Below are 21,701 nucleotides of genomic sequence, written 5' to 3'. Positions count from 1 at the left end.
CTTTCCACTGATTTCCCATTCGAGGTTTATAAAAATGAAAATGAAAAAAAGTCTCCTCGCACTCTGCCTTTCCGCAGGGTTGCTCGCCAGCGTACCTGCCGTAAGCCTGGCTGATGTGAATATCGTTCCACAGGATATTTCTACGGCGCCGAGCGTGCCGACATCTGAATTACAACAGTTGCAATGGACGCCTGTCGATCAATCAAAGACATTGACGACAACGCTTGCTACCAGTGGCCAAACCCTGAAGGCCGGGGATATTACTGGCCCGGTTGCAGCCTATAGCGTACCTGCCAATATTGGTGAGCTGACGATTACGCTAACCAGTGAAGTGAACAAAAACTCAGTATTTGCACCGAACGTGTTAGTTCTTGATCAGAATATGACGCCTGCTGCGTTTTTCCCGGCAAGTTACTTCACCTATCAGGAACCCGGCGTAATGTCGGCTGATCGCCTTGAAGGTACCCTGAAATTAACGCCAGCTCTGGGACAACAAAAACTCTATTTACTGGTCTTTACCACCAATAAAGACACCCAACAAACTACGACAATGATCGATCCGGCCAAAGCCTATGCGAAAGGCACGGGTAATGCGGTTCCGGATATTCCAGACCCAATTGCCCGCCATGGCACTGATGGGACTCTGAAGATTAAAGTTAAAACTTCTTCGGCATCAAGCGTACTGGTCGGCCCATTGTTTGGTTCCTCAGGCCCTGGACCGGTCACAGTCGGGAACACCGCAGCGCCAGCCGCAACTTATGTAGCACCTGCTGCGGTTGCAGCTCCGGCCCCAGCTCCTGCCGCGAAAAAAGAACCTGTACTTAGCGATACAGAGAGTTACTTCAACCAGGCTATCAAAGATGCAGTTGCGAAAGGTGATGTTGATAAAGCCCTTAAACTGTTGGATGAAGCCGAACGCCTGGGATCGACTAGCGCCCGTAAAACCTTTATCAGCAGTGTAAAAGGCAAGGGGTGATGGTTTCCCCGCAGTGCTGATGTTTGAAGTTTGGTGCGCATGTTTATGCGCACCTTTTTTTTCCTTCGTCATCCTTCGAGCTGAGTCTGCGTTGGCTGCACTCACAAACCCAGGTCACTTACTTGAGTAAGATCCCTGGGATAGATGAGCCTCATCGTGAGGCTCACCCTGCGGGCCAGCGCGCTGTTCAAATCTGTTCCCGACAGATTTGTTTTTCCCTTGCCGCCTTGATTCAAGTCGAATGATTTAGAAGGATTGATTTATCACTGCCCAGTATTGTTAAACCGATGTTGTGCTTTTGCCTGCCACCCTCTACCTATTCTGCGTTACAATGACTGCCGGTTTTGTTTCGGAGAAATTCCCATGTCTGACGCGCTTTCGCCACTGCGCGCCTTACGTTTTGAAGCTGCGATTCCAGAAGGGTTGAGTGCGTCACTCCTTGACTGGCTGTTGCTTGAAGACTCAATGACCAAACGTTTTGAGCAGTATTGTTCCAAAGTTACTGCCCGCATTGTGCGTGAAGGTTTTTTCGAATCACATGTCGTTCTTCCTGAAGCTGATATGTTGCCGGAGTCTGGCCGTTATTGGTTGCGCGAAGTTGTGCTTTGCGGTGACGATGAGCCCTGGCTTTTGGGGCGCACGGTGGTGCCTGAGTCAACCCTTGAAGGACCAGAGCTTGCTTTACAAAGGCTCGGAACCACGCCGCTTGGACGCTATCTGTTTAGTTCATCTTCCCTGACACGGGATTTTATTGAGATTGGCCGCAGTTCGGAGCTATGGGGGCGTCGTTCCCGCCTGAGATTAGCCGGAAAACCACTGGTGTTGACCGAGTTATTCCTTCCTGCATCTCCGTTGTATCGAGAGGAAAAATAATGGAGTGGAGTCTGAAACAGGGTAAATGGCAGGCGTATCAACGTCTGATGCGGCTTGATAAGCCGATTGGCTCGCTTTTGTTGTTATGGCCCACACTATGGGCGCTGTGGCTTGCGACACCGGGCGTGCCTCCGCTAACTATTTTATGCGTGTTTATAGCCGGAGTCTGGATGATGCGCGCTGCGGGTTGCGTGGTAAATGACTACGCTGACCGCAAATTTGATGGGCACGTGAAACGCACGGCGCACAGGCCATTGCCGAGCGGGGCGGTAAGCGAGAAAGAAGCACGTATCTTATTTGCGGTACTGGTAGTGCTCTCGTTTTTACTGGTACTGACGCTGAATACCATGACGATTTTATTATCGGTGGCGGGGTTAGCGCTGGCATGGGTTTACCCGTTTATGAAGCGCTACACTCATTTGCCGCAAGTGGTGCTAGGGGCCGCATTTGGCTGGTCAATACCGATGGCATTTGCCGCAGTGAGCGAGTCTGTTCCACTTAGTTGTTGGCTGATGTTTTTAACCAATATTTGCTGGGCTGTGGCTTATGACACGCAGTACGCAATGGTTGACCGCGATGATGATCTGAAAATCGGCATTAAATCCACAGCGATCTTATTTGGCCGCTACGACAACCTGATTATCGGTATTTTGCAGTTTACGGTGATGGTGTTGTTGGCGGTGATTGGCTGGTTAAACGGATTAGGTGGGGCGTTCTACTGGTCTATAGCGCTGGCGGGGATGCTCTTCGTCCATCAACAACGACTGACGGCGAATCGTGACCGCGATGCTTGTTTTAAAGCTTTTCTGAACAATAACTATGTGGGCCTGGTATTGTTTATCGGGTTGGTGTTGAGTTACATACACCTCTGATATATCTCCCATCGTCCTTCAGGTTGCAGGGGTTGGTTGCTCTCATTGACCCGAATCACTGACTGAGTAAGCTCATCGGGATTCATTCGATTGCCGCCTACCTGCATCTAGAATTCGCTTCGGTATAAGAAACTAAATGGCGGATGACACTTTGTTTATCCGCCCTACAAATAGAACCGTAGGGCTAATAAGCAATCGCGCCATCCGCCAGATTTTCTTACTCGGTCGCAGCCTGCGACGTCGCACTCTCAATCGTCAAACGCACATCCGGCATAATCAGCTCTGCCAGCATCTGGTAGACCTTCATGGTTTCGGTTGGCTCTGCATCTCCGGTATCGCTGATATAGCCTTCATCGCGCAAGGTGAGTACCAGCGAGGTGAACACGGCTTTATCAAAGAACTCCGGCGCGTTAATCCCATGTAATACCGACAAACGTTGGGCGACGGTGCGGCTTTCGCGCTCCAGCGTCCCACGGTTGATGGATGGATTCGCGCTCAGCAGCCAGAAAGTAATGGCGTAACGTTGCAGTGTTTCGCGCACGCCTGCGGCCAGGAGCTGCATGGTGCGGGAACGAGCCGGGTTAATCAGCACTTCATCGTCAGTCAGCGTAACCAGTTCCTGACGTACAAACTCGTTGAGCAGTACCTCAATTTCACCGGCAAGCTCAGCTTTTTCCCAACGCAGGAACAGCTCAGCCTTCAGCATTGGGTAGAGAAGCTCGACCTGACGCAGTAGCTCGCTACGAGAAATGTGGCGATGCTGCGTGATAATTGCAGCCAGCAGAGAAGGCAACACCAGCATATGCAGGATGTTGTTACGGTAGTAAGTCATCAGCACTGCCTGCTCACGCGGCAGAATGATGATGTCACCAATTGTATCTTTCTCTACTTCAAACTTATTCATCTGCAACGCGTGTTCGATTAGCGCTTCTGCAGGCTGATCTGGTGCGGTAGCGTCCGGTGAATAGGGCACATTACGCAACAGGCTCAGGTAGCAGTTGAGCTGTTCGGTTAGTTGTTCGCGAGTCAGTGAACGCTGGCGTGATGCCAGTAGCGCGGTACAACACAGGTTCATGGCGTTTGCCGCGCCTGCATTGTTAATACGCACCATCAGTTCGGCAGCAATTTCATTAACCGTTGGCGTTAACCATGCCGGGCGGATGGCTTCAATCGGGTCGATTGAATCACGCCACTCAGGCACTCGCTGGTTGAGGAATGTCATCAACGGCATTGGTTCGCCGAAGTTAACATAGCCCTGGCCGAGGTTACGCAGCTTGCTCAGCCCACGCACCATCTGCATGAAGCTCTCTTTTTCTTTGGTCGCACCGCGCAGTTCTTTCGCGTAAGTCCCCACTTCCATTACATGCTCGTAGCCAATGTAAATCGGCACCAATGTAATTGGACGAGTACCGCCGCGCAGCATGGCCTGAATGGTCATCGACAGCGTACCGGTTTTCGGGTCAAGCAAACGGCCGGTACGAGAACGGCCACCTTCCACAAAGTATTCAACGGAATATCCACGGCTGAACAGCTCACCAAGATATTCACGGAACACGGTGGAGTAGAGTTTGCTGCCCTTAAAGGTACGACGAATAAAGAACGCGCCCAGGCGGCGGAAGATCGGGCCTGCTGGCCAGAAATTCAGGTTGATACCCGCCGCAATGTGCGGAGGAACAAGCCCCTGGTGATAGAGCACGTAAGACAGAAGCATGTAGTCCATGTGGCTGCGGTGGCAGGGCACATAGACAATCTCATGGCCGTCATGAGCCAGTTGGCGCACACGCTCAGCGTTATGAACGTTAATGCCCTGGTACAAACGGTTCCACGTCAGACCTAACACACGGTCGGTTAGACGAACGGCTTCATAAGAGAAGTTCGCCGCAATCTCTTCCATTAAGGCAACAGCATTTTGCTGCGCTTTTTCATGGGAGATTTTCTTGCTGCGCGCTTCATCTTCTACTGCACGGGCAATAGCTTTTGAGGCCAGAAGCTTATTAAACAGATCCTGACGTACCGGCAGACGCGGGCCAACAGTCGCTAAACGCTGGCGAGCAAAGTGCATACGCGCCACGCGTGCCAGTTTTTGGGCGATTTTTTTGTCTGTACCGTGATCGGTTGCCATCTGGCGTAGCGAAACTGGTGCAGAGAAACGCACAAAGCTGTCGCGCCCAAGCCACGAGACTGCGAAAAATTTCTGAATGCCGTTAAGCATTTTCAATGGCGGATTAACTTCGCCTTTTTCGCGGCCCGGAGAGCGGCCAAACATCACCGATACCGGCACCATCTGCACATCCAGATTTGGATTGCTGCGGTGTAAGTCGAGATAATCATGGAACAGCTTGATCGACTCTTCTTTTGGCGTGTAATAGGTGAACACGCGCGGACCGCCATGGATAAAGACATAGCGCGGCAATACCGCACCGTCGATCTCTAACGGTTCGAGAGGGTCGGGCAAGTTGTGCGCGAGGCATTGTGCGCGCAGGGTTAATAAGTCCGCCTTTGAGTTATAAGGCAGAACGTACATTATTGGGCGTGTGGGATCTAAGCCCAGTTCGGCTTGTGGATCAGCCGGAATGGACTTGCTCTTTACCAGAACGCCTAATGGTAAATTAAGTAATTTGTAGTAGATTCTTGGCCAGCCTGACATAAACGATGTAAAGCCTCAGGTTAATGATGCAAATTCGCCGCAAGAATATCAGAATCTCACCCAGATTTCTGTGGCGTTATAATTTTGACAAGCATTGATGCAAATAATTTGAAAAGGTTTCCCAAAATGGCGAGCAGTACCACTGGACTTACCCGTATCATCAAAGCCGCAGGCTATTCCTGGAAAGGGCTTAAAGCTGCCTGGATCAATGAAGCAGCGTTCCGCCAGGAAGGCGTTTCTGCCGTTATCGCCATTGCCATCGCATGTTGGTTAGATGTCGATCCTATCACCCGTATTCTACTTATCGGTTCAGTCGTGTTGGTCATGATTGTTGAGATTCTCAATAGCGCTATTGAGGCCCTTGTCGACCGTGTTGGCACTGATTATCACGAGCTTTCAGGACGCGCCAAAGATATGGGCTCGGCCGCTGTATTAATCGCAATTATCCTCGCGGTAATTACCTGGGTCACGCTGCTTTGGTCGCATTTGCGGTGATCTTTCCAGAATAGTTAAGTGCCTGGTTTTTTGCTTAATTTATGGTTCCAAATTGACCTTTGACTGTATATACTCACAGCATAACTGTATAAACACCCAGGGGGCGGAATGAAAGCGTTAACTACCAGGCAGCAAGAGGTGTTTGATCTTATTCGGGATCATATCAGCCAGACCGGCATGCCACCGACTCGTGCCGAGATTGCTCAACGTCTGGGGTTCCGTTCTCCGAACGCCGCTGAAGAGCATTTAAAAGCACTTGCCCGTAAAGGTGTGCTTGAGATTGTTTCTGGTGCCTCACGCGGCATCCGTTTGCTGGTGGAAGAAGTCTCCGGTATTCCGCTGGTTGGGCGTGTTGCTGCAGGTGAGCCACTCCTGGCACAGCAACACATCGAAGGCCATTATCAGGTCGACCCATCACTGTTTAAACCGAATGCTGACTTTTTGCTGCGCGTCAGCGGTATGTCGATGAAAGACATCGGCATTATGGATGGCGATCTGCTTGCGGTTCATAAAACACAGGATGTGCGTAATGGCCAGGTTGTTGTCGCGCGTATCGACGATGAAGTTACCGTTAAACGTCTAAAACAACAGGGCAATACCGTTCATTTGCTGCCAGAAAACAGTGAGTTTGAACCGATTGTAGTTGACCTGCGTGAGCATAACTTCTCTATTGAAGGGCTGGCTGTTGGGGTTATTCGCAACGGCGACTGGCTGTAAAATCTCTTCAGGTGATGCGCATTTAGAGTGCGCATCACCGTCTTAATTCTCTTTGATCTCCTTCAGGAGAGGTCATGCAATTATTCTCCACGGCGGATCGTGCGCTCTGGCGCCTCGCTTTACCCATGATTTTCTCCAACATTACCGTCCCGCTGCTTGGCCTTGTCGATACGGCTGTTATTGGTCATCTGGATAGCCCTGTTTATCTGGGCGGTGTTGCCATTGGTGCGACAGCAACCAGCTTCCTGTTTATGTTGCTGCTGTTTTTGCGAATGAGTACCACAGGGTTAACTGCGCAGGCTTTTGGAGCCAATAATCCCTCAGCGTTAGCTCGTGCACTAGTGCAGCCATTATTACTGGCACTAGGGGCTGGGGTGGCAATTGTCTTACTGCGTGATCCCCTCATTTCACTCGCTTTACAAATTGTCGGCGGCAATCAGGATGTGCTCGTACAAGCGCAACGCTTTCTTGAAATCCGCTGGCTGAGTGCGCCAGCCTCGCTTGCAAACCTCGTTTTACTGGGATGGTTGTTAGGTGTTCAGTACGCGCGAGCTCCGGTTATCTTGCTGGTTGTCGGCAATGTCCTGAATATCGTACTGGATGTGTGGCTGGTGATGGGGTTGCATATGGATGTTCAGGGGGCGGCGCTTGCGACTGTCACTGCTGAATACGCGACATTTATCATCGGATTGCTGATGGTGAAAAAGGTGATGGGGTTACGGGGTATCAGCTTTGAGATGCTCAAAAACTCGTGGCGTGGCAATGTTCGCCGCTTGCTGGCGCTCAATCGGGACATCATGTTGCGCTCGCTGCTGCTACAGGTTTGTTTCGCCTCAGTGACTATATTCGGTGCGCGCCTGGGCAGCGAAATCGTAGCCGTCAATGCGGTGTTGATGACGCTTCTGACGTTTACCGCTTATGCGCTTGATGGTTTTGCCTATGCCGTCGAAGCCCATTCCGGGCAAGCCTATGGTGCAAAAAATCGCGGTCAATTACTCGAGGTCTGGGGTGCGGCTTGTCGCCAGGCGGGTTTGGTCGCGCTGATGTTTGCCCTTGTGTATGCCCTGTTTGGTGAGCAAATTGTTTCTCTTCTGACGTCCATTCCCCAATTACAGCTCCAGGCCGATCGCTATCTCCACTGGCAGATTGTGTTACCCGTAGTCGGTGTCTGGTGCTACTTGCTGGATGGGATGTTTATTGGCGCGACAAGAGGCGCTGAGATGCGAAATAGCATGGCGGTTGCCGCTCTGGGTTTCGGGCTAACGCTCTTCACGGTTCCATATTTAGGCAATCACGGCTTGTGGCTATCCATCGCGGTGTTTCTGGCACTACGAGGCTTGTCTTTGGGGTGGATTTGGCGTCGCCACTGGCGGCAAAATAGTTGGTTTACCAATGTACAAATTTAAGCCATGTGGTTAAAGATTCTTAGTTTTATCCATACTGCCATATCCTTGGCTACAATTATTATCACGTCCAGCAGATAGTGGGTGTTAGTCGAACGGCAACACAATGGACGTTGGTAATTATTTAGCAGTTCTTAACCGATACGATGAGGATATTAATATGAATAAAGACGAAATCGGCGGTAACTGGAAACAGTTCAAAGGCACAGTAAAAGAGAAATGGGGCAAGCTGACTGATGATGATATGACTGTCATCGAAGGCAAACGCGATCAGCTAGTCGGTAAAATCCAGGAACGCTATGGATACCAGAAGGATCAGGCAGAGAAAGAAGTCGGTGAGTGGGAAACACATAACAAGTACCGCTGGTAATCAGCAACTCTCAGATGTGTGAAATCTCATAGGCTACCCGCCCAGGTACATGGAGGTACCGTTCCTTTCCCTTCCTTTCAAATCAACGCTGTTTAGCGCGACTTTTTCTTCGATTGAATTGAGTGATCATGCCCGCAAGCATCAGGATGGCTACAAGCTTCTACTTCTGCACACGCGCTGCATAAACCATGTGCCTCAATAACATTATGATGCAAAGCAAATCCTAGTTGGGCAGCCAGTTGGTGCATGATATCTTCCACACCTTCCGCACTACGTTCCTTCACCGCACCACATCGGTCACAAATAAACATTGCAGATGAGTGAATTGGCTGATCGATAAGATTGCACAACACATAGCTGTTGGTGGACTCTACACGGTGTATAAAACCTTGTTCGAGCAGAAAATCGAGTGCACGATACACTGTCGGAGGTTTAGCTTGCGGTTCGCTGGCACGCAGTAAATCCAGCAAATCATAAGCACTGATAGCACCAGCTTGCTGAGTCAGCAAACGCAATACTTCAAGACGTTGTGGTGTCAGGCGCACATTACGCAGCTCGCATAGTTTTTCAGCCTGCGCTAACACGTTTTGTGAAGTCGTGATGTCCATCAGTATTCCCCCGTAGATTAGCCCTACACTTTATCACAACGCACAAAAAACGCCGAGTGGTGCGCTTAGCCACAACCTTTTGAGATGACTATCCCGGAGTTTGTTATGAATAAACCTGATTGCATTCGCCACTGGAAGGAAATAGAAGGTGACGATGATTCGACTTATCCAGACAGTGCAGAACGGTTTTCTATTGGCGCACCGCTGGCCCGCAAGCTGGGTCTTAATCGTCTGGGAATTCATCATGAGCGCCTGCTACCTGGTCGTCGCACATCTTATCCTCATGCCGAAAGCAGCGAAGAAGAGTTTGCTTATGTGCTCGAAGGGCATCCACAGGTGTGGATTAACGGGCACCTTTACCCACTTGAGCCTGGCGATAGCGTTGGTTTCCCGGCAGGAACAGGCATATGCCATACCTTTATCAACAACACCGAGCATGAAGTCCGGCTGCTGATTGTGGGGGAGGCAAACAAAGCTGAGAACCGAATTTATTACCCACTAAACGCAAGCTATGCCGCACAGCGTCAGGATCGCTGGATTGATCACCCCCCGCAATTTTTCGGTCCACATGACGGTCAGCCTTCACGAAAACCGAACGGTAAACTATAAATAAGTTTGCATGGAAATTTTGAACTCATAATCCTGAAGGATAGAAACGGGATTCCGATGGGCGAAACAGCCCACTTTTCAGCCTTTTATTCACAGCAATAGTCCGCCTCTGTTCAGTCATAACTGGCAGGGGCAGTAATTACATCTGATTAACAGACGGACGTGTGGTGAATGAAAAAATTGAAAACTTTGGCGGCGTTTAGCGCCGCATCTTTATTTATGGCAAATCACGCTTCTGCGGCGGGCACCTGGTCTGAAGCTCGAAGTGATGCAATGGGTGGAACGGGTGTCGCTTCCGCGAGCTACGGAAGTGGGGTGCTTACGAACCCCGCACTGCTGGCTAAGGCTAAGCAGGACGATACTGTGACGGTGATTCTGCCGTCTGTGAGTGCACAAATTACCGATAAAGATAATCTGCAGGATCAGATTGATGATATTAGCGATAAGGTCAATCAATACAAAGATGTTATAGACGATCTTACCCTGCAGGATATCCTTTTTAACCCAAATGGTTCGCTCAATCAGCTTCAGGGGGCTGCGGGTGATTTGGCGGGTGAGCTTGAAGACCTGAAAGGCAAAACGGCGAATGCAAAAGCAGGTGCCAGCATCGCCGTAAGTATCCCAAACGATGTGCTGTCGGTGGCTTTTGTCGCGAAGGCTTATGCGCGTGCACACGTCAACTCTTCAATTGATCAGCAAGATATTGATTATCTCAATAGTATCGCAGACTCCAGGGCTGTGGCCCGGAGCGTTGCACTGGACGCAGCTGTTAATGGCTCCGATGTTATTACCAGCAATCTGAACTCTACCGCTTCTGGCCGTGCGGCAATCGTCTCTGATTACGGCGTGGCGATGGCGAAGCAATTTGATCTTGGCGGAGTGCCGGTTTCCGTAGGTGTTACGCCTAAGCTGCAAAAAACCTGGTTGTATAACTACACCACTTCGATTTATTCCTACAACAGCGATGACTGGAACAATAGTCGCTACCGCAATGATGATACCGGTTTTAACGTGGATGCGGGCCTGGCGGCCGATCTCGGCGAAAATTGGACGGTCGGTCTGAGCGGCCAGAACCTGATTTCGCGTGACATTGATACCAAAGATATTCTGATCACCAATGGCAGAACCGGTGAGACAACGAACTACAAAGACACATACCAGATTCGTCCATTAGTGACGGCGGGTGTGGCCTGGCATAACGATCTCATCACCCTTAGCGCCGATGGCGATCTCACCGAAACCAAAGGTTTCAAAAGCGAAGAAAACTCGCAGTACGTAGGCGTGGGGGCGGAAATTACTCCGCTGTCCTGGCTTGCCGTGCGTGCGGGTTATCGTGCCGACGTCAAATCAAACGACAGCAACGTCTTTACCGGCGGCGTTGGTTTTGCGCCATTTAATCGTGTTCATGTTGATTTAATGGGATTGTACGGCGAAGACCAGACGTGGGGTGCCGGAGCGCAGCTTAGCGTGACCTTCTGATAAATTTAGCCGTCGGGACGAGCGGGTGTCCCGACGCTGCTTTATGCTATAGTAGCGACCCTTTTTTAACCGTAGCCCGTAAATGCCAGCGCCTATGTCCTCACAAACTAACCAGACTCCTTTCCAGCCACATCGTTTCTCTATTGCACCGATGCTTGACTGGACCGACCGCCACTGCCGTTATTTTTTGCGTCAGTTATCAAGTCAGACACTGCTGTACACCGAAATGGTGACAACCGGTGCGATTATTCATGGCAAAGGAGACTATCTGGCGTACAGCGAAGACGAGCACCCTATCGCGCTGCAATTAGGGGGTAGCGATCCGGCTGCACTGGCTATTTGCGCGAAACTGGCGCAAGAGCGTGGATACGACGAAATTAACCTGAATGTTGGCTGCCCATCTGACCGCGTACAAAACGGCATGTTTGGCGCTTGTCTGATGGCTGATGCGCAACGCGTTGCCGATTGTATTAAAGCGATGCGTGATGTGGTTTCTATTCCGGTTACCGTCAAAACCCGTATCGGCATTGATGACCAGGATAGCTACGAATTTCTTTGCGATTTTATTGGCACGGTAGCCGGGAAGGGTGAATGCGAGATGTTTATCATCCATGCCCGTAAAGCCTGGCTTTCCGGTTTAAGCCCGAAAGAAAACCGTGAGATTCCGCCGCTGGATTACCCACGTGTTTACCAACTCAAACGTGATTTCCCACATCTCACAATGGCAATTAACGGCGGTATTAAAACGCTGGAAGAGGCGAAAACGCATCTGGAACATATGGATGGCGTGATGGTTGGGCGCGAGGCCTACCAGAATCCAGGTTTACTGACGGCAGTTGATCGGGAGATTTTTGGCCTTGATACGCCGGAAGTTGATACCGTTGCGGCGGTGCGTGCTATGTATCCGTACATTGAGCGTGAACTGGCAAACGGTACTTATTTAGGCCATGTTACTCGCCATATGTTAGGTCTGTTCCAGGGGATTCCTGGTGCGCGCCAGTGGCGTCGTTATCTGAGTGAAAATGCGCATAAAGCCGGTGCGGGGATTTCTATCGTTGAACATGCTTTGTCATTAGTCGCGGATAAGCGCTAATTTTTGCCGCAATAACCGTGTAAATTGCTAAGGTATTGCGGAGTTGATCACAACCTCGTATCTTTTCGGCTAAGTTTGCGGGTTACGGCATATCAATTATTTACCAAATCTGACAATATTACTGGGCTACGAAAAAACGAATTCATCGCGCTGTACCCTACATACAGAGCGAACAAAAAAGAATGGGCTTCCCTCGGGAGGCCCAAATTCTTTTATGGAATCAGTAAACTAGAGCCTTGCGTGCTGCGGCTCTCCAGTGTTGTATGAGCCAGAGCGGCATCGCTCAAGGCAAACTTCTGGTTTTCAGCCACATCCACTTTTATCACGCCGCTGGCAATCAACGAGAACAGCTCGTTGCAGGCTTCCTCAAGCTCTTCACGCGTGGTCACGTAACCATTGAGTGACGGACGAGTAACATACAGTGAGCCTTTCTGGTTCAAAATGCCCAGATTCACACCCGTTACCGGGCCGGAGGAGTTGCCAAAACTCACCATCAACCCCTGGCGCTGAAGACAATCCAGCGATGACTCCCAGGTATCTTTCCCAACCGAGTCATAAACTACGGCCACTTTTTTGCCGCCTGTAATCTCTTTTACACGCTCGACGAGGTTCTCTTCGCGGTAATTAATGGTCTGCCAGGCCCCTGCCTTTTTGGCGCTATCTGCCTTTTGTGCCGATCCCACCGTACCAATCAGTTTTGCGCCCAGCGCTTTGGCCCACTGGCAGGCAATTAGCCCAACGCCACCGGCGGCTGCATGGAACAGAAACACTTCATTAGGTTTGATATCGTAGGTTTTACGCAGCAAATAATAGACCGTCAGCCCTTTAAGGAAGGAAGCAGCAGCTTGTTCGAAAGAGATAGCATCCGGGAGTTTTGCAACTTTATCTGCCGGTACGTTATGCACACTGCTGTAAGCGCCGAGTCCGGACTGTGCGTAGACCACACGATCGCCAACTTTAATATGTGTTACCGCGCTTCCAATTTTACTGACTACGCCCGCAGCTTCAGTGCCGAGGCCGCTTGGCAGCATTGGAGGTGGGTATAAACCACTGCGAATATAGGTGTCGATGTAGTTGATACCAATCGCTTTGTTCTCAACTTGGACTTCATGTTCTGCAGGTGTGGCAGGGTTAAATTCGACAACTTTTAAGACTTCAGGACCGCCATGTTGACTAAATTCAATGCGTGTTGCCATGAGAACTCCTTCTGTTTCCTCGGAGGGAGATAGAGTAAACTCTCGTCTCTCTTATCTGATTTTGGTAACTCCCTCACTATGGCAGGAAATAAACCCTTCAACAAACCGAACGAACACCGCGATCGTCAGATGGAAGGGCTGAAAATGCCGCCACATTCTCTGGAAGCGGAGCAGTCGGTGTTGGGCGGTTTAATGCTGGACAACGAACGCTGGGATAACGTTTCCGAGCGCGTCGTGGCTAACGATTTTTTCAGCCGTCCACACCGCATGATCTTCACCGAAATGCAGCGTTTGCTCGAAATGAGCAAACCAATCGATCTGATCACGCTTTCTGAATCTCTGGAACTTCAGGGCAACCTGGAAAGTGTCGGTGGTTTCGCCTATCTGGCCGAATTATCAAAAAATACGCCAAGTGCGGCGAACATCAGCGCTTACGCTGATATCGTGCGCGAACGTGCCGTAGTACGTGAAATGATTTCCGTCGCGAATGAAATCGCGGATGCTGGCTACGACCCTCAAGGGCGAACCAGTGAAGATTTGCTCGATCTTGCCGAGTCCCGTGTCTTCCAGATTGCTGAGAGCCGCGCGAATAAAGACGAAGGTCCGAAAAGTATCGACCAAATCCTTGAAGCGACAGTCTCGCGTATCGAAACGCTCTACCAGACTCCACACGATGGCGTAACCGGCGTTGATACCGGCTACCAGGATTTGAACAAGAAAACGGCTGGACTGCAAAAATCGGATCTGATCATCGTGGCGGCGCGTCCGTCGATGGGTAAAACCACCTTTGCGATGAACTTGTGCGAAAACGCCGCGATGTTGCAGGAAAAACCGGTTCTCATTTTCAGCCTCGAGATGCCCGGCGAGCAGATCATGATGCGTATGCTGGCGTCACTGTCGCGTGTTGACCAAACCAAAATCCGTACCGGCCAGCTTGATGATGAAGACTGGGCGCGAATTTCCAGCACCATGGGCATCTTGCTTGAAAAACGCAATATGTACATTGATGACTCGTCCGGCCTGACGCCAACGGAAGTGCGTTCACGCGCGCGTCGTATCTACCGCGAACATGGCGGCCTGAGCCTGATCATGATCGACTATCTGCAATTGATGCGTGTACCGTCGCTTTCCGACAACCGTACACTTGAGATTGCCGAGATTTCGCGCTCGCTCAAAGCGCTGGCAAAAGAGTTGCAGGTGCCAGTCGTTGCGCTCTCGCAGCTTAACCGTTCCCTGGAACAACGTGCGGATAAACGCCCGGTAAACTCCGACTTACGTGAATCAGGCTCCATCGAGCAGGATGCTGACTTGATTATGTTCATCTATCGTGACGAAGTTTATAACGACAACAGTGACGAGAAAGGCATCGCGCAAATCATTCTCGGTAAGCAGCGTAACGGCCCAATCGGCACCGTGCGCCTGACGTTTAATGGCCAGTTCTCGCGTTTCGATAACTATGCTGGCCCTCAATACGATGAAGACTAAATCCTCGTCATCCTTCAAGCCACACCTGCGTTGGCTGCACTCACTCACCCGAATCACTTACTTTAGTAAGCTCATCGGGATGAGCTCGCTGGCCGCCTTGTTGTGACTCGAATGATTTAGAGGATTGATGAGAATAAATAACTATTTTTGGCAAGGAATAAACATGCAAGCGGCAACTGTAAAAATTAACCGCTGCGCTCTGCGACACAATCTGCAACGCCTGCGCGAACTGGCCCCTGCCAGCCGTATGGTGGCGGTTGTGAAAGCAAACGCATATGGGCATGGTCTGCTCGAGACGGCCCAGACACTGACTGATGCCGATGCTTTCGGCGTTGCCCGTCTTGAGGAAGGTGTTCGCTTACGTGCCGGGGGCATCACTCAGCCCATTCTGCTGCTGGAAGGTTTCTTTAATGCAAGCGACCTTACGACCATTGCCGAGCAGAATTTCCAGACCGCCGTCCACTGCATCGAACAGCTTGAAGCACTGGAGCAGGCCGAGTTAAGCCATCCCATTACCGTGTGGATGAAACTGGACACCGGCATGCATCGCTTGGGTATCTTGCCCGAAGAAGCCGAAGCGTTTTATCAGCGTCTTTCTCGCTGTAAAAATGTCAGCCAGCCGGTGAATATCGTCAGCCATTTTGCTCGCGCTGATGAGCCGGAGTCTGACGCCACGCTGCGCCAGCTCGATATTTTCAACTCGTTTACCGCGGGCAAGCCTGGCCAGCGTTCAATTGGCGCATCTGGTGGCATCTTGCTATGGCCGGATTCGCATATGGATTGGGTTCGTCCGGGCATTATCTTGTACGGCGTTTCTCCGTTGGAGCAACAATCGTGCGGCACTGATTTTGGTTGTCAGCCGGTGATGTCACTGACTTCCAGCCTGATTGCTGTTCGTGCGCACAAAGCCGGTGAAGCGGTCGGTTACGGCGGTACATGGATTGCCGAACGTGATACTCGTCTGGGGGTGGTGGCTATTGGTTATGGTGACGGCTATCCACGTGCGGCACCTTCTGGTACCCCTGTGCTGGTGAATGGCCGTGAAGTGCCCATTGTCGGGCGCGTTGCCATGGACATGATTTGTGTCGATCTTGGTCCGCAGTCAGCAGACAAAGTGGGTGATAGCGTGGTGATGTGGGGCGATAGTCTGCCGGTTGAACGTATTGCTGAAATCACAAAAGTGAGTGCTTACGAACTTATCACGCGCCTGACGTCAAGGGTTGCGATGGAATACCAGGACTAAACGCTTCGGTGGATGGCGCTATCGCTTATCCACCCTACAAACTCGGTTTTCGTAGGTCGGGTAAGGTGCAAGCCGCCACCCGACGTTCGGCATCCGACAAAATATCGGCAGACTCACCAAACCGCTCGATCTCGCCCCAACTTCCGGTTTACATTGGTTGTTCGCAACACTGTAAACCAGGAGAACCTCACCGTGTTTCAAAAAGTTGACGCCTATGCTGGCGACCCAATCCTTTCCTTGATGGAACGTTTCAAAGTTGATCCGCGTAGCGACAAGGTAAACCTCAGCATTGGCCTCTATTACAACGAAGATGGGGTCATCCCGCAGCTACAGGCCGTTGCTCTGGCTGAAGAACGCCTTAATTCTCAGCCGCATGGCGCATCTATTTATCTGCCGATGGAAGGTCTGAACAGCTACCGTAGCGCGATTGCCCCGCTACTGTTTGGTGCAAATCATCCGGCGCTGCTCGAAGGACGTATCGCGACCATTCAAACATTGGGTGGCTCCGGCGCCTTAAAAGTCGGTGCGGATTTCCTGAAAACTTATTTCCCGAACTCCCAGGTATGGGTCAGCGATCCGACGTGGGAAAACCATGTCGCAATCTTTGGCGGTGCCGGTTTCGAGGTAAACACCTACCCATGGTTTGATAGCGAAACCAACGGTGTACGCTTCGAAGCACTGCTGGAAACCCTGCAAACACTGCCTGCACAAAGCATTGTGCTGCTACATCCTTGCTGTCATAACCCAACGGGCTCTGATCTGACTGATGCGCAATGGGATGTGGTTGTTGAAATTCTTAAAGCACGCGAGCTGATTCCGTTCCTGGATATTGCATACCAGGGCTTTGGGGCGGGTATGGAAGAAGATGCCTACGCAATTCGCGCCATTGCCAGCGCTGGCCTGCCAGCGTTAGTCAGTAACTCTTTCTCTAAGATCTTCTCACTGTATGGCGAACGTGTCGGCGGGTTGTCGATAGTGTGTGAAAACGCTGAAACGGCAAGTCGCGTACTGGGCCAGTTGAAAGCAACCGTGCGTCGTAACTACTCCAGCCCGCCAAACTTTGGTGCGCAGGTTGTGGCTGCGGTTCTGAATGACGAGCAACTGAAAGCCAACTGGCTGGCAGAAGTTGAAACCATGCGTCGCCGCATTCTTGATATGCGCCAGGCATTGGTTTCTGTGCTGAAAGCCGAAATGCCAGAGCGTAACTTTGACTATCTGCTGCAACAACGTGGCATGTTTAGTTATACCGGCCTGAGTTCAGCACAGGTTGACCGCCTGCGTGATGAGTTTGGTGTGTATCTGATTGCCAGCGGGCGCATGTGTGTCGCAGGGCTTAACAGCAATAACGTACAGCGTGTAGCACAGGCGTTTGCTGCTGTGATGTAAGTGCTTACTTACATTTTGTCTCAGAAAGGCGATGTGTGATCATCGCCTTTTTCTATGATAAATCTTGAAAAATTCCTTCCTATGGCGCTTTCGCATCGGTATGGTCGAATTGATTTTTGACCATCTGTTCTGCTTTATCACCCTCACTAATCATAATTAAAGGGAAAATGATGCGTAAGCTAACTATGGCATTAAGTGCCGTTTGTTTGTTATTGGGATTGAATCAGTCTGTTGTTGCTAAAGAATCTGTACCTGCACAGCTCAACCCTGGCGTGACTGTTGCGCAGTTGGCGCAGCAAGTCCCTGTTCACTGGGTTTCTGTTGCTCAAATTGAAAATAGCCTGTTGGGGCGTGCCCCGATAGCGGTTGGCTTTGATATTGACGATACGGTGCTGTTCTCAAGCCCTGGCTTCTATCGCGGGCAAAAAGAGTTTTCTCCAGGGAAACAGGATTACCTGAAAAATCCTGAGTTCTGGGAAAAAATGAACAACGGTTGGGATGAGTTCAGTATGCCAAAAGAAGTGGCGAAAAATCTGATCGCCATGCACCTCAAACGAGGCGACAGCATCTACTTTGTAACCGGCCGTAGCCCGACTAAAACAGAAACCGTGACCCAAACGCTACAAAATGATTTTCTGATCCCACAAGCCAGCGTTAACCCGGTTATTTTTGCGGGTGATAAACCCGGGCAAAATACGAAGACGCAGTGGCTGAAAGATAAGAAAATCAAAGTGTTCTACGGTGATTCAGACGGCGATATTACTGCTGCTCAGGACGTAGGTGCGAGGGGCATTCGCCTGCTACGTGCTTCAAACTCAAGTTATCAACCGTTGCCAAAAGCAGGTGCTTTTGGTGAAGAAGTGATTGTTAACTCTGAATATTGATTTTATTCACTAATTAAACACGGCGAGACGCGAAAGCAAATCGCCGTTTTTTTCATCAAAAATCCCTGCTCGAGTTTTACTTTTGGCGAGTTACTCGCACACTTAGAGATGCCAGCAACATAAACTGGTCAGCACATCGTTTTCACGGGAGTCTCTCAGGGGGAATAAAATGACCAATTCGGATCTATTGCAGTACTGCATGAACAAACCCGGAGCGGAACAAACGGTTCATAGCGACTGGAAGGCCACACAAATCAAAGTAGCGGATGTGATGTACGCGATGGTACATGATGTGGAACAAAGGCCGGCGGTTTCGCTGAAGGCAAGTCCCGACCTGGCTGATTTACTTCGCGCGCAGCATCAGGATGTTTTTCCAAGCGCGCATCTCAATAAAGCGCACTGGAGCACGCTTTATCTGGATGGATCGCTTCCGGACTCACAAATTTATTACCTGGTGGATGCTTCATATCAGCAGGCACTATCACTGCTGCCTGAGCAAGTCAGACAGCAGTATGTGAGATAACTATTTAAGCAAAGGTTTAAGGAAACGAGCGGTATGAGATGCTTCGCACTCTGCCACTGTTTCTGGCGTCCCGGAAACCAGAATCTCGCCACCGCCGCTACCGCCTTCTGGGCCAAGGTCGACAATCCAGTCTGCGGTTTTAATCACGTCCAGATTATGTTCGATAACCACAATGGTATTGCCCTGGTCGCGCAACTGATGCAGAACTTCCAGCAACTGCTGGATGTCCGCAAAGTGCAGGCCAGTCGTTGGCTCATCAAGGATATATAACGTCTGACCGGTGCCACGCTTAGAAAGCTCTCGCGCCAGCTTCACACGTTGCGCTTCACCGCCGGACAACGTCGTTGCCGACTGACCCAGGCGAATATAAGACAGGCCCACGTCGATTAACGTTTGCAGCTTACGCGCCAGTGCAGGAACGGCATCGAAGAACTCACGAGCATCTTCAATGGTCATATCCAGCACTTCGTGGATACTCTTTCCTTTGTACTTAACTTCCAGCGTTTCGCGGTTATAGCGTTTGCCTTTGCACTGGTCGCACGGCACGTAAATGTCCGGCAGGAAGTGCATTTCAACTTTGATCACGCCATCGCCCTGACAGGCCTCGCAACGCCCGCCACGCACGTTAAAGCTGAAACGACCCGGCGTATAACCTCGCGCTCGTGATTCCGGCACTCCGGCAAACAGCTCACGCACAGGCGTAAACACGCCAGTGTAGGTCGCAGGGTTTGAACGTGGTGTTCGCCCAATCGGGCTTTGGTCGATATCGATGACTTTGTCGAAATGTTCCAGACCCTGAACGTCGCGATACGGCGCAGGTTCCGCAATCGTTGCGCCGTTAAGCTGGCGTTGGGCGATTGGGAACAGGGTATCGTTAATCAGCGTTGATTTCCCGGAACCGGAAACCCCGGTCACACAGGTGAACAAACCTACCGGCAGCGTTAGCGTCACGTCTTTCAGGTTGTTGCCTTTTGCACCAACCAGTTTCAGCACTTTCTCCGGATCGGCAGGCACGCGGTTCTTCGGCACAGCAATCTCACGTTTGCCGCTAAGGAACTGCCCGGTCAGGGATTCAGGCGCATCAATAATGTCCTGCATGGTGCCTTCAGCAACCACCTGACCACCGTGCACACCGGCACCAGGGCCGATATCGATAATATGGTCTGCGGCGCGGATAGCATCTTCATCGTGCTCTACCACAATCACGGTATTCCCGAGATCGCGCAGGTGAATCAGCGTTTCAAGCAGACGTTCGTTATCACGCTGGTGCAAGCCGATAGAGGGTTCATCCAGCACGTACATCACGCCGACAAGACCCGCACCAATCTGACTTGCCAGACGGATACGCTGTGCTTCGCCACCGGAAAGTGTCTCTGCGGATCGTGAAAGAGATAGGTAGTTCAGGCCGACGTTCACCAGGAATTTCAGGCGGTCGCCAATCTCTTTCAGCACTTTTTCAGCAATTTGCGCACGCTGACCGCTGAGTTTCATGTTCTGGAAGAATTCCATTGCATGGCCGATGCTCATGTCTGAAATAGTCGGCAGCGGGGTGTTTTCGACAAACACATGCCGTGCTTCACGACGCAGGCGTGTGCCTTCGCAGCTTGAGCAGGAACGGTTGCTGATAAACTTCGCCAGCTCTTCGCGTACTGCGGAAGACTCCGTTTCTTTGTAGCGGCGCTCCATATTATGCAGAACGCCTTCAAACGGATGCCGGCGCACCGAGGTGTCGCCACGGTCGTTTATATATTTAAACTCAATGCTTTCTTTACCGGAGCCGTTAAGCACTACGCTTTTCACGCTGGCTGTCAGTTCGTTCCACGGCGTTTCGATATCGAATTTGTAATGTTCGGCGAGCGAACGCATCATCGTGAAGTAATAGAAGTTACGGCGATCCCAGCCACGTATTGCGCCGCCAGCAAGGGAAAGCTCACCGTTTTGCACAACACGATCCGGATCGAAATATTGCTGCACGCCGAGCCCGTCGCAGGTTGGGCAGGCGCCGGCCGGGTTGTTGAACGAGAACAGACGAGGTTCCAGTTCACGCATGCTATAGCCACAAATTGGGCAGGCAAAGTTTGCAGAGAACAGCAGTTCTTCGGCTTTTTCGTCATCCATATCGGCGACAACCGCAGAACCACCGGATAAATCCAGCGCTGTCTCAAATGATTCGGCCAGACGTTGCGCTAAATCCTCACGGACTTTAAAACGGTCAACCACCACTTCGATGGTGTGTTTCTTTTGCAGCTCAAGTTTTGGTGGATCGGATAGATCGCACACTTCGCCGTCGATCCTCGCACGGATATAGCCCTGGCTTGCCAGGTTTTCCAGCGTTTTGCTGTGCTCACCTTTTCTATCTTTAATGATTGGCGCAAGCAGCATCAGGCGCCGGCCTTCCGGCTGAGCTAAAACGTTATCGACCATCTGGCTCACGGTTTGCGCCGCCAGAGTAACATTGTGATCCGGGCAACGCGGCTCGCCTACGCGGGCATATAGCAGGCGCAGGTAGTCATGAATTTCTGTGATGGTACCGACAGTTGAACGCGGGTTGTGAGAGGTCGATTTCTGCTCGATAGAAATCGCAGGCGACAAACCTTCAATGTGGTCGACATCAGGCTTTTCCATCAATGACAGGAACTGACGCGCATAGGCGGAGAGGGACTCAACGTAACGACGTTGCCCCTCGGCGTATAAGGTGTCGAAAGCCAGTGAGGATTTGCCAGAACCCGAAAGCCCAGTCACGACAATCAGCTTGTCGCGTGGAATAACGAGGTTAATATTTTTGAGATTGTGGGTGCGGGCGCCCCGAACTTCGATCTTATCCATTCACCTTTCCCGGTTT

The 21,701-nt window shown here is 51.0% G+C and carries 19 protein-coding genes; 15 read left to right on the top strand and 4 right to left on the bottom strand.

What is annotated here, in order from left to right:
• Nucleotides 1-34: 34 nt before the first annotated feature.
• From malM to ubiA, 3 genes are all read left to right on the top strand, one after another.
• Complete coding sequence (malM, locus tag IX31_RS08360) at nucleotides 35-976, top strand: maltose operon protein MalM (RefSeq protein ID WP_034456984.1); 942 nt, start codon at nucleotides 35-37, stop codon at nucleotides 974-976.
• 363 nt (nucleotides 977-1,339) lie between these two features.
• Nucleotides 1,340-1,849 (top strand): chorismate lyase, encoded by a 510-nt coding sequence (ubiC, locus tag IX31_RS08355; protein ID WP_034456982.1) that lies wholly within the window; start codon nucleotides 1,340-1,342, stop codon nucleotides 1,847-1,849.
• Nucleotides 1,849-2,721 (top strand): 4-hydroxybenzoate octaprenyltransferase, encoded by an 873-nt coding sequence (gene ubiA / locus IX31_RS08350; RefSeq protein WP_034456980.1) that lies wholly within the window; start codon nucleotides 1,849-1,851, stop codon nucleotides 2,719-2,721. Before ubiC ends, ubiA begins: the two co-directional genes overlap by 1 nt.
• Before the next feature lie 217 nt (nucleotides 2,722-2,938).
• Here ubiA and plsB read toward each other — a convergent pair whose 3' ends face one another.
• Nucleotides 2,939-5,368 carry a glycerol-3-phosphate 1-O-acyltransferase PlsB gene (plsB, locus tag IX31_RS08345; RefSeq protein ID WP_034456977.1) on the bottom strand — a complete coding sequence of 810 codons (2,430 nt, stop codon included), beginning with the start codon at nucleotides 5,366-5,368 and terminating at the stop codon, nucleotides 2,939-2,941.
• Between the two features lie 126 nt (nucleotides 5,369-5,494).
• On the opposite strand from plsB, the gene IX31_RS08340 reads away from it, so the two are divergent.
• The 4 genes from IX31_RS08340 (at nucleotide 5,495) to IX31_RS08325 (ending at nucleotide 8,353) form a co-directional block, all read left to right on the top strand.
• Nucleotides 5,495-5,863, top strand: coding sequence for a diacylglycerol kinase (locus tag IX31_RS08340; protein WP_034456975.1), 369 nt, complete (start codon nucleotides 5,495-5,497; stop codon nucleotides 5,861-5,863).
• Between the two features lie 108 nt (nucleotides 5,864-5,971).
• Nucleotides 5,972-6,580 (top strand): transcriptional repressor LexA, encoded by a 609-nt coding sequence (lexA, locus tag IX31_RS08335; RefSeq protein ID WP_034456974.1) that lies wholly within the window; start codon nucleotides 5,972-5,974, stop codon nucleotides 6,578-6,580.
• 74 nt (nucleotides 6,581-6,654) lie between these two features.
• Nucleotides 6,655-7,986 (top strand): MATE family efflux transporter DinF, encoded by a 1,332-nt coding sequence (dinF, locus tag IX31_RS08330; RefSeq protein ID WP_034456972.1) that lies wholly within the window; start codon nucleotides 6,655-6,657, stop codon nucleotides 7,984-7,986.
• A 157-nt stretch (nucleotides 7,987-8,143) separates the two neighbouring features.
• The gene (locus IX31_RS08325) at nucleotides 8,144-8,353 is read left to right on the top strand and encodes a CsbD family protein (RefSeq protein ID WP_034457268.1); all 210 of its coding nucleotides are present in this window, start codon (nucleotides 8,144-8,146) and stop codon (nucleotides 8,351-8,353) included.
• A 92-nt stretch (nucleotides 8,354-8,445) separates the two neighbouring features.
• Here IX31_RS08325 and zur read toward each other — a convergent pair whose 3' ends face one another.
• Nucleotides 8,446-8,961 (bottom strand): zinc uptake transcriptional repressor Zur, encoded by a 516-nt coding sequence (gene zur / locus IX31_RS08320; protein WP_034456970.1) that lies wholly within the window; start codon nucleotides 8,959-8,961, stop codon nucleotides 8,446-8,448.
• A gap of 105 nt (nucleotides 8,962-9,066) precedes the next feature.
• On the opposite strand from zur, the gene IX31_RS08315 reads away from it, so the two are divergent.
• From IX31_RS08315 to dusA, 3 genes are all read left to right on the top strand, one after another.
• On the top strand, nucleotides 9,067-9,570 hold the full coding sequence (locus tag IX31_RS08315) for a cupin domain-containing protein (RefSeq protein ID WP_034456968.1): 504 nt from the start codon (nucleotides 9,067-9,069) through the stop codon (nucleotides 9,568-9,570).
• 171 nt (nucleotides 9,571-9,741) lie between these two features.
• Nucleotides 9,742-11,049, top strand: a complete 1,308-nt coding sequence (locus tag IX31_RS08310) for a conjugal transfer protein TraF (protein ID WP_034456966.1) — start codon at nucleotides 9,742-9,744, stop codon at nucleotides 11,047-11,049.
• A 94-nt stretch (nucleotides 11,050-11,143) separates the two neighbouring features.
• Nucleotides 11,144-12,142 carry a tRNA dihydrouridine(20/20a) synthase DusA gene (dusA, locus tag IX31_RS08305; protein ID WP_034456965.1) on the top strand — a complete coding sequence of 333 codons (999 nt, stop codon included), beginning with the start codon at nucleotides 11,144-11,146 and terminating at the stop codon, nucleotides 12,140-12,142.
• A gap of 212 nt (nucleotides 12,143-12,354) precedes the next feature.
• Here dusA and IX31_RS08300 read toward each other — a convergent pair whose 3' ends face one another.
• Nucleotides 12,355-13,338: a quinone oxidoreductase gene (locus tag IX31_RS08300; protein WP_034456963.1), complete on the bottom strand. Its 984-nt coding sequence runs from the start codon at nucleotides 13,336-13,338 to the stop codon at nucleotides 12,355-12,357.
• Nucleotides 13,339-13,416: 78 nt separating this feature from the next.
• Between IX31_RS08300 and dnaB the strand changes: the two genes are divergently transcribed.
• From dnaB to IX31_RS08275, 5 genes are all read left to right on the top strand, one after another.
• Nucleotides 13,417-14,823 (top strand): replicative DNA helicase, encoded by a 1,407-nt coding sequence (dnaB, locus tag IX31_RS08295; RefSeq protein ID WP_034456961.1) that lies wholly within the window; start codon nucleotides 13,417-13,419, stop codon nucleotides 14,821-14,823.
• 163 nt (nucleotides 14,824-14,986) lie between these two features.
• Nucleotides 14,987-16,066 carry an alanine racemase gene (gene alr, locus IX31_RS08290; RefSeq protein WP_034456959.1) on the top strand — a complete coding sequence of 360 codons (1,080 nt, stop codon included), beginning with the start codon at nucleotides 14,987-14,989 and terminating at the stop codon, nucleotides 16,064-16,066.
• A gap of 192 nt (nucleotides 16,067-16,258) precedes the next feature.
• Nucleotides 16,259-17,452: an aromatic amino acid transaminase gene (tyrB, locus tag IX31_RS08285; protein WP_034456957.1), complete on the top strand. Its 1,194-nt coding sequence runs from the start codon at nucleotides 16,259-16,261 to the stop codon at nucleotides 17,450-17,452.
• A 170-nt stretch (nucleotides 17,453-17,622) separates the two neighbouring features.
• Complete coding sequence (aphA, locus tag IX31_RS08280) at nucleotides 17,623-18,336, top strand: acid phosphatase AphA (protein WP_034456955.1); 714 nt, start codon at nucleotides 17,623-17,625, stop codon at nucleotides 18,334-18,336.
• 169 nt (nucleotides 18,337-18,505) lie between these two features.
• The gene (locus IX31_RS08275) at nucleotides 18,506-18,859 is read left to right on the top strand and encodes an MmcQ/YjbR family DNA-binding protein (RefSeq protein ID WP_034456953.1); all 354 of its coding nucleotides are present in this window, start codon (nucleotides 18,506-18,508) and stop codon (nucleotides 18,857-18,859) included.
• On the opposite strand, the gene uvrA is transcribed toward IX31_RS08275, so the two are convergent.
• Nucleotides 18,860-21,685, bottom strand: coding sequence for an excinuclease ABC subunit UvrA (gene uvrA / locus IX31_RS08270; protein ID WP_034456951.1), 2,826 nt, complete (start codon nucleotides 21,683-21,685; stop codon nucleotides 18,860-18,862).
• Nucleotides 21,686-21,701 lie beyond the last annotated feature (16 nt).

This window comes from Buttiauxella noackiae, assembly GCF_000737905.1.
GTDB lineage: Bacteria > Pseudomonadota > Gammaproteobacteria > Enterobacterales > Enterobacteriaceae > Buttiauxella > Buttiauxella noackiae.
The sequence above is the reverse complement of the archived record's forward strand: the minus strand, read 5'-3'. Positions and strand labels throughout refer to the sequence as shown.

Coding starts and splice junctions, on each gene's coding strand:
- malM (WP_034456984.1), top strand. CDS start 35: ATGAAAATGAAAAAAAGTCTCCTCGCACTCTGCCTTTCCGCAGGGTTG.
- ubiC (WP_034456982.1), top strand. CDS start 1,340: ATGTCTGACGCGCTTTCGCCACTGCGCGCCTTACGTTTTGAAGCTGCG.
- ubiA (WP_034456980.1), top strand. CDS start 1,849: ATGGAGTGGAGTCTGAAACAGGGTAAATGGCAGGCGTATCAACGTCTG.
- plsB (WP_034456977.1), bottom strand. CDS start 5,368: ATGTCAGGCTGGCCAAGAATCTACTACAAATTACTTAATTTACCATTA.
- IX31_RS08340 (WP_034456975.1), top strand. CDS start 5,495: ATGGCGAGCAGTACCACTGGACTTACCCGTATCATCAAAGCCGCAGGC.
- lexA (WP_034456974.1), top strand. CDS start 5,972: ATGAAAGCGTTAACTACCAGGCAGCAAGAGGTGTTTGATCTTATTCGG.
- dinF (WP_034456972.1), top strand. CDS start 6,655: ATGCAATTATTCTCCACGGCGGATCGTGCGCTCTGGCGCCTCGCTTTA.
- IX31_RS08325 (WP_034457268.1), top strand. CDS start 8,144: ATGAATAAAGACGAAATCGGCGGTAACTGGAAACAGTTCAAAGGCACA.
- zur (WP_034456970.1), bottom strand. CDS start 8,961: ATGGACATCACGACTTCACAAAACGTGTTAGCGCAGGCTGAAAAACTA.
- IX31_RS08315 (WP_034456968.1), top strand. CDS start 9,067: ATGAATAAACCTGATTGCATTCGCCACTGGAAGGAAATAGAAGGTGAC.
- IX31_RS08310 (WP_034456966.1), top strand. CDS start 9,742: ATGAAAAAATTGAAAACTTTGGCGGCGTTTAGCGCCGCATCTTTATTT.
- dusA (WP_034456965.1), top strand. CDS start 11,144: ATGTCCTCACAAACTAACCAGACTCCTTTCCAGCCACATCGTTTCTCT.
- IX31_RS08300 (WP_034456963.1), bottom strand. CDS start 13,338: ATGGCAACACGCATTGAATTTAGTCAACATGGCGGTCCTGAAGTCTTA.
- dnaB (WP_034456961.1), top strand. CDS start 13,417: ATGGCAGGAAATAAACCCTTCAACAAACCGAACGAACACCGCGATCGT.
- alr (WP_034456959.1), top strand. CDS start 14,987: ATGCAAGCGGCAACTGTAAAAATTAACCGCTGCGCTCTGCGACACAAT.
- aphA (WP_034456955.1), top strand. CDS start 17,623: ATGCGTAAGCTAACTATGGCATTAAGTGCCGTTTGTTTGTTATTGGGA.
- IX31_RS08275 (WP_034456953.1), top strand. CDS start 18,506: ATGACCAATTCGGATCTATTGCAGTACTGCATGAACAAACCCGGAGCG.
- uvrA (WP_034456951.1), bottom strand. CDS start 21,685: ATGGATAAGATCGAAGTTCGGGGCGCCCGCACCCACAATCTCAAAAAT.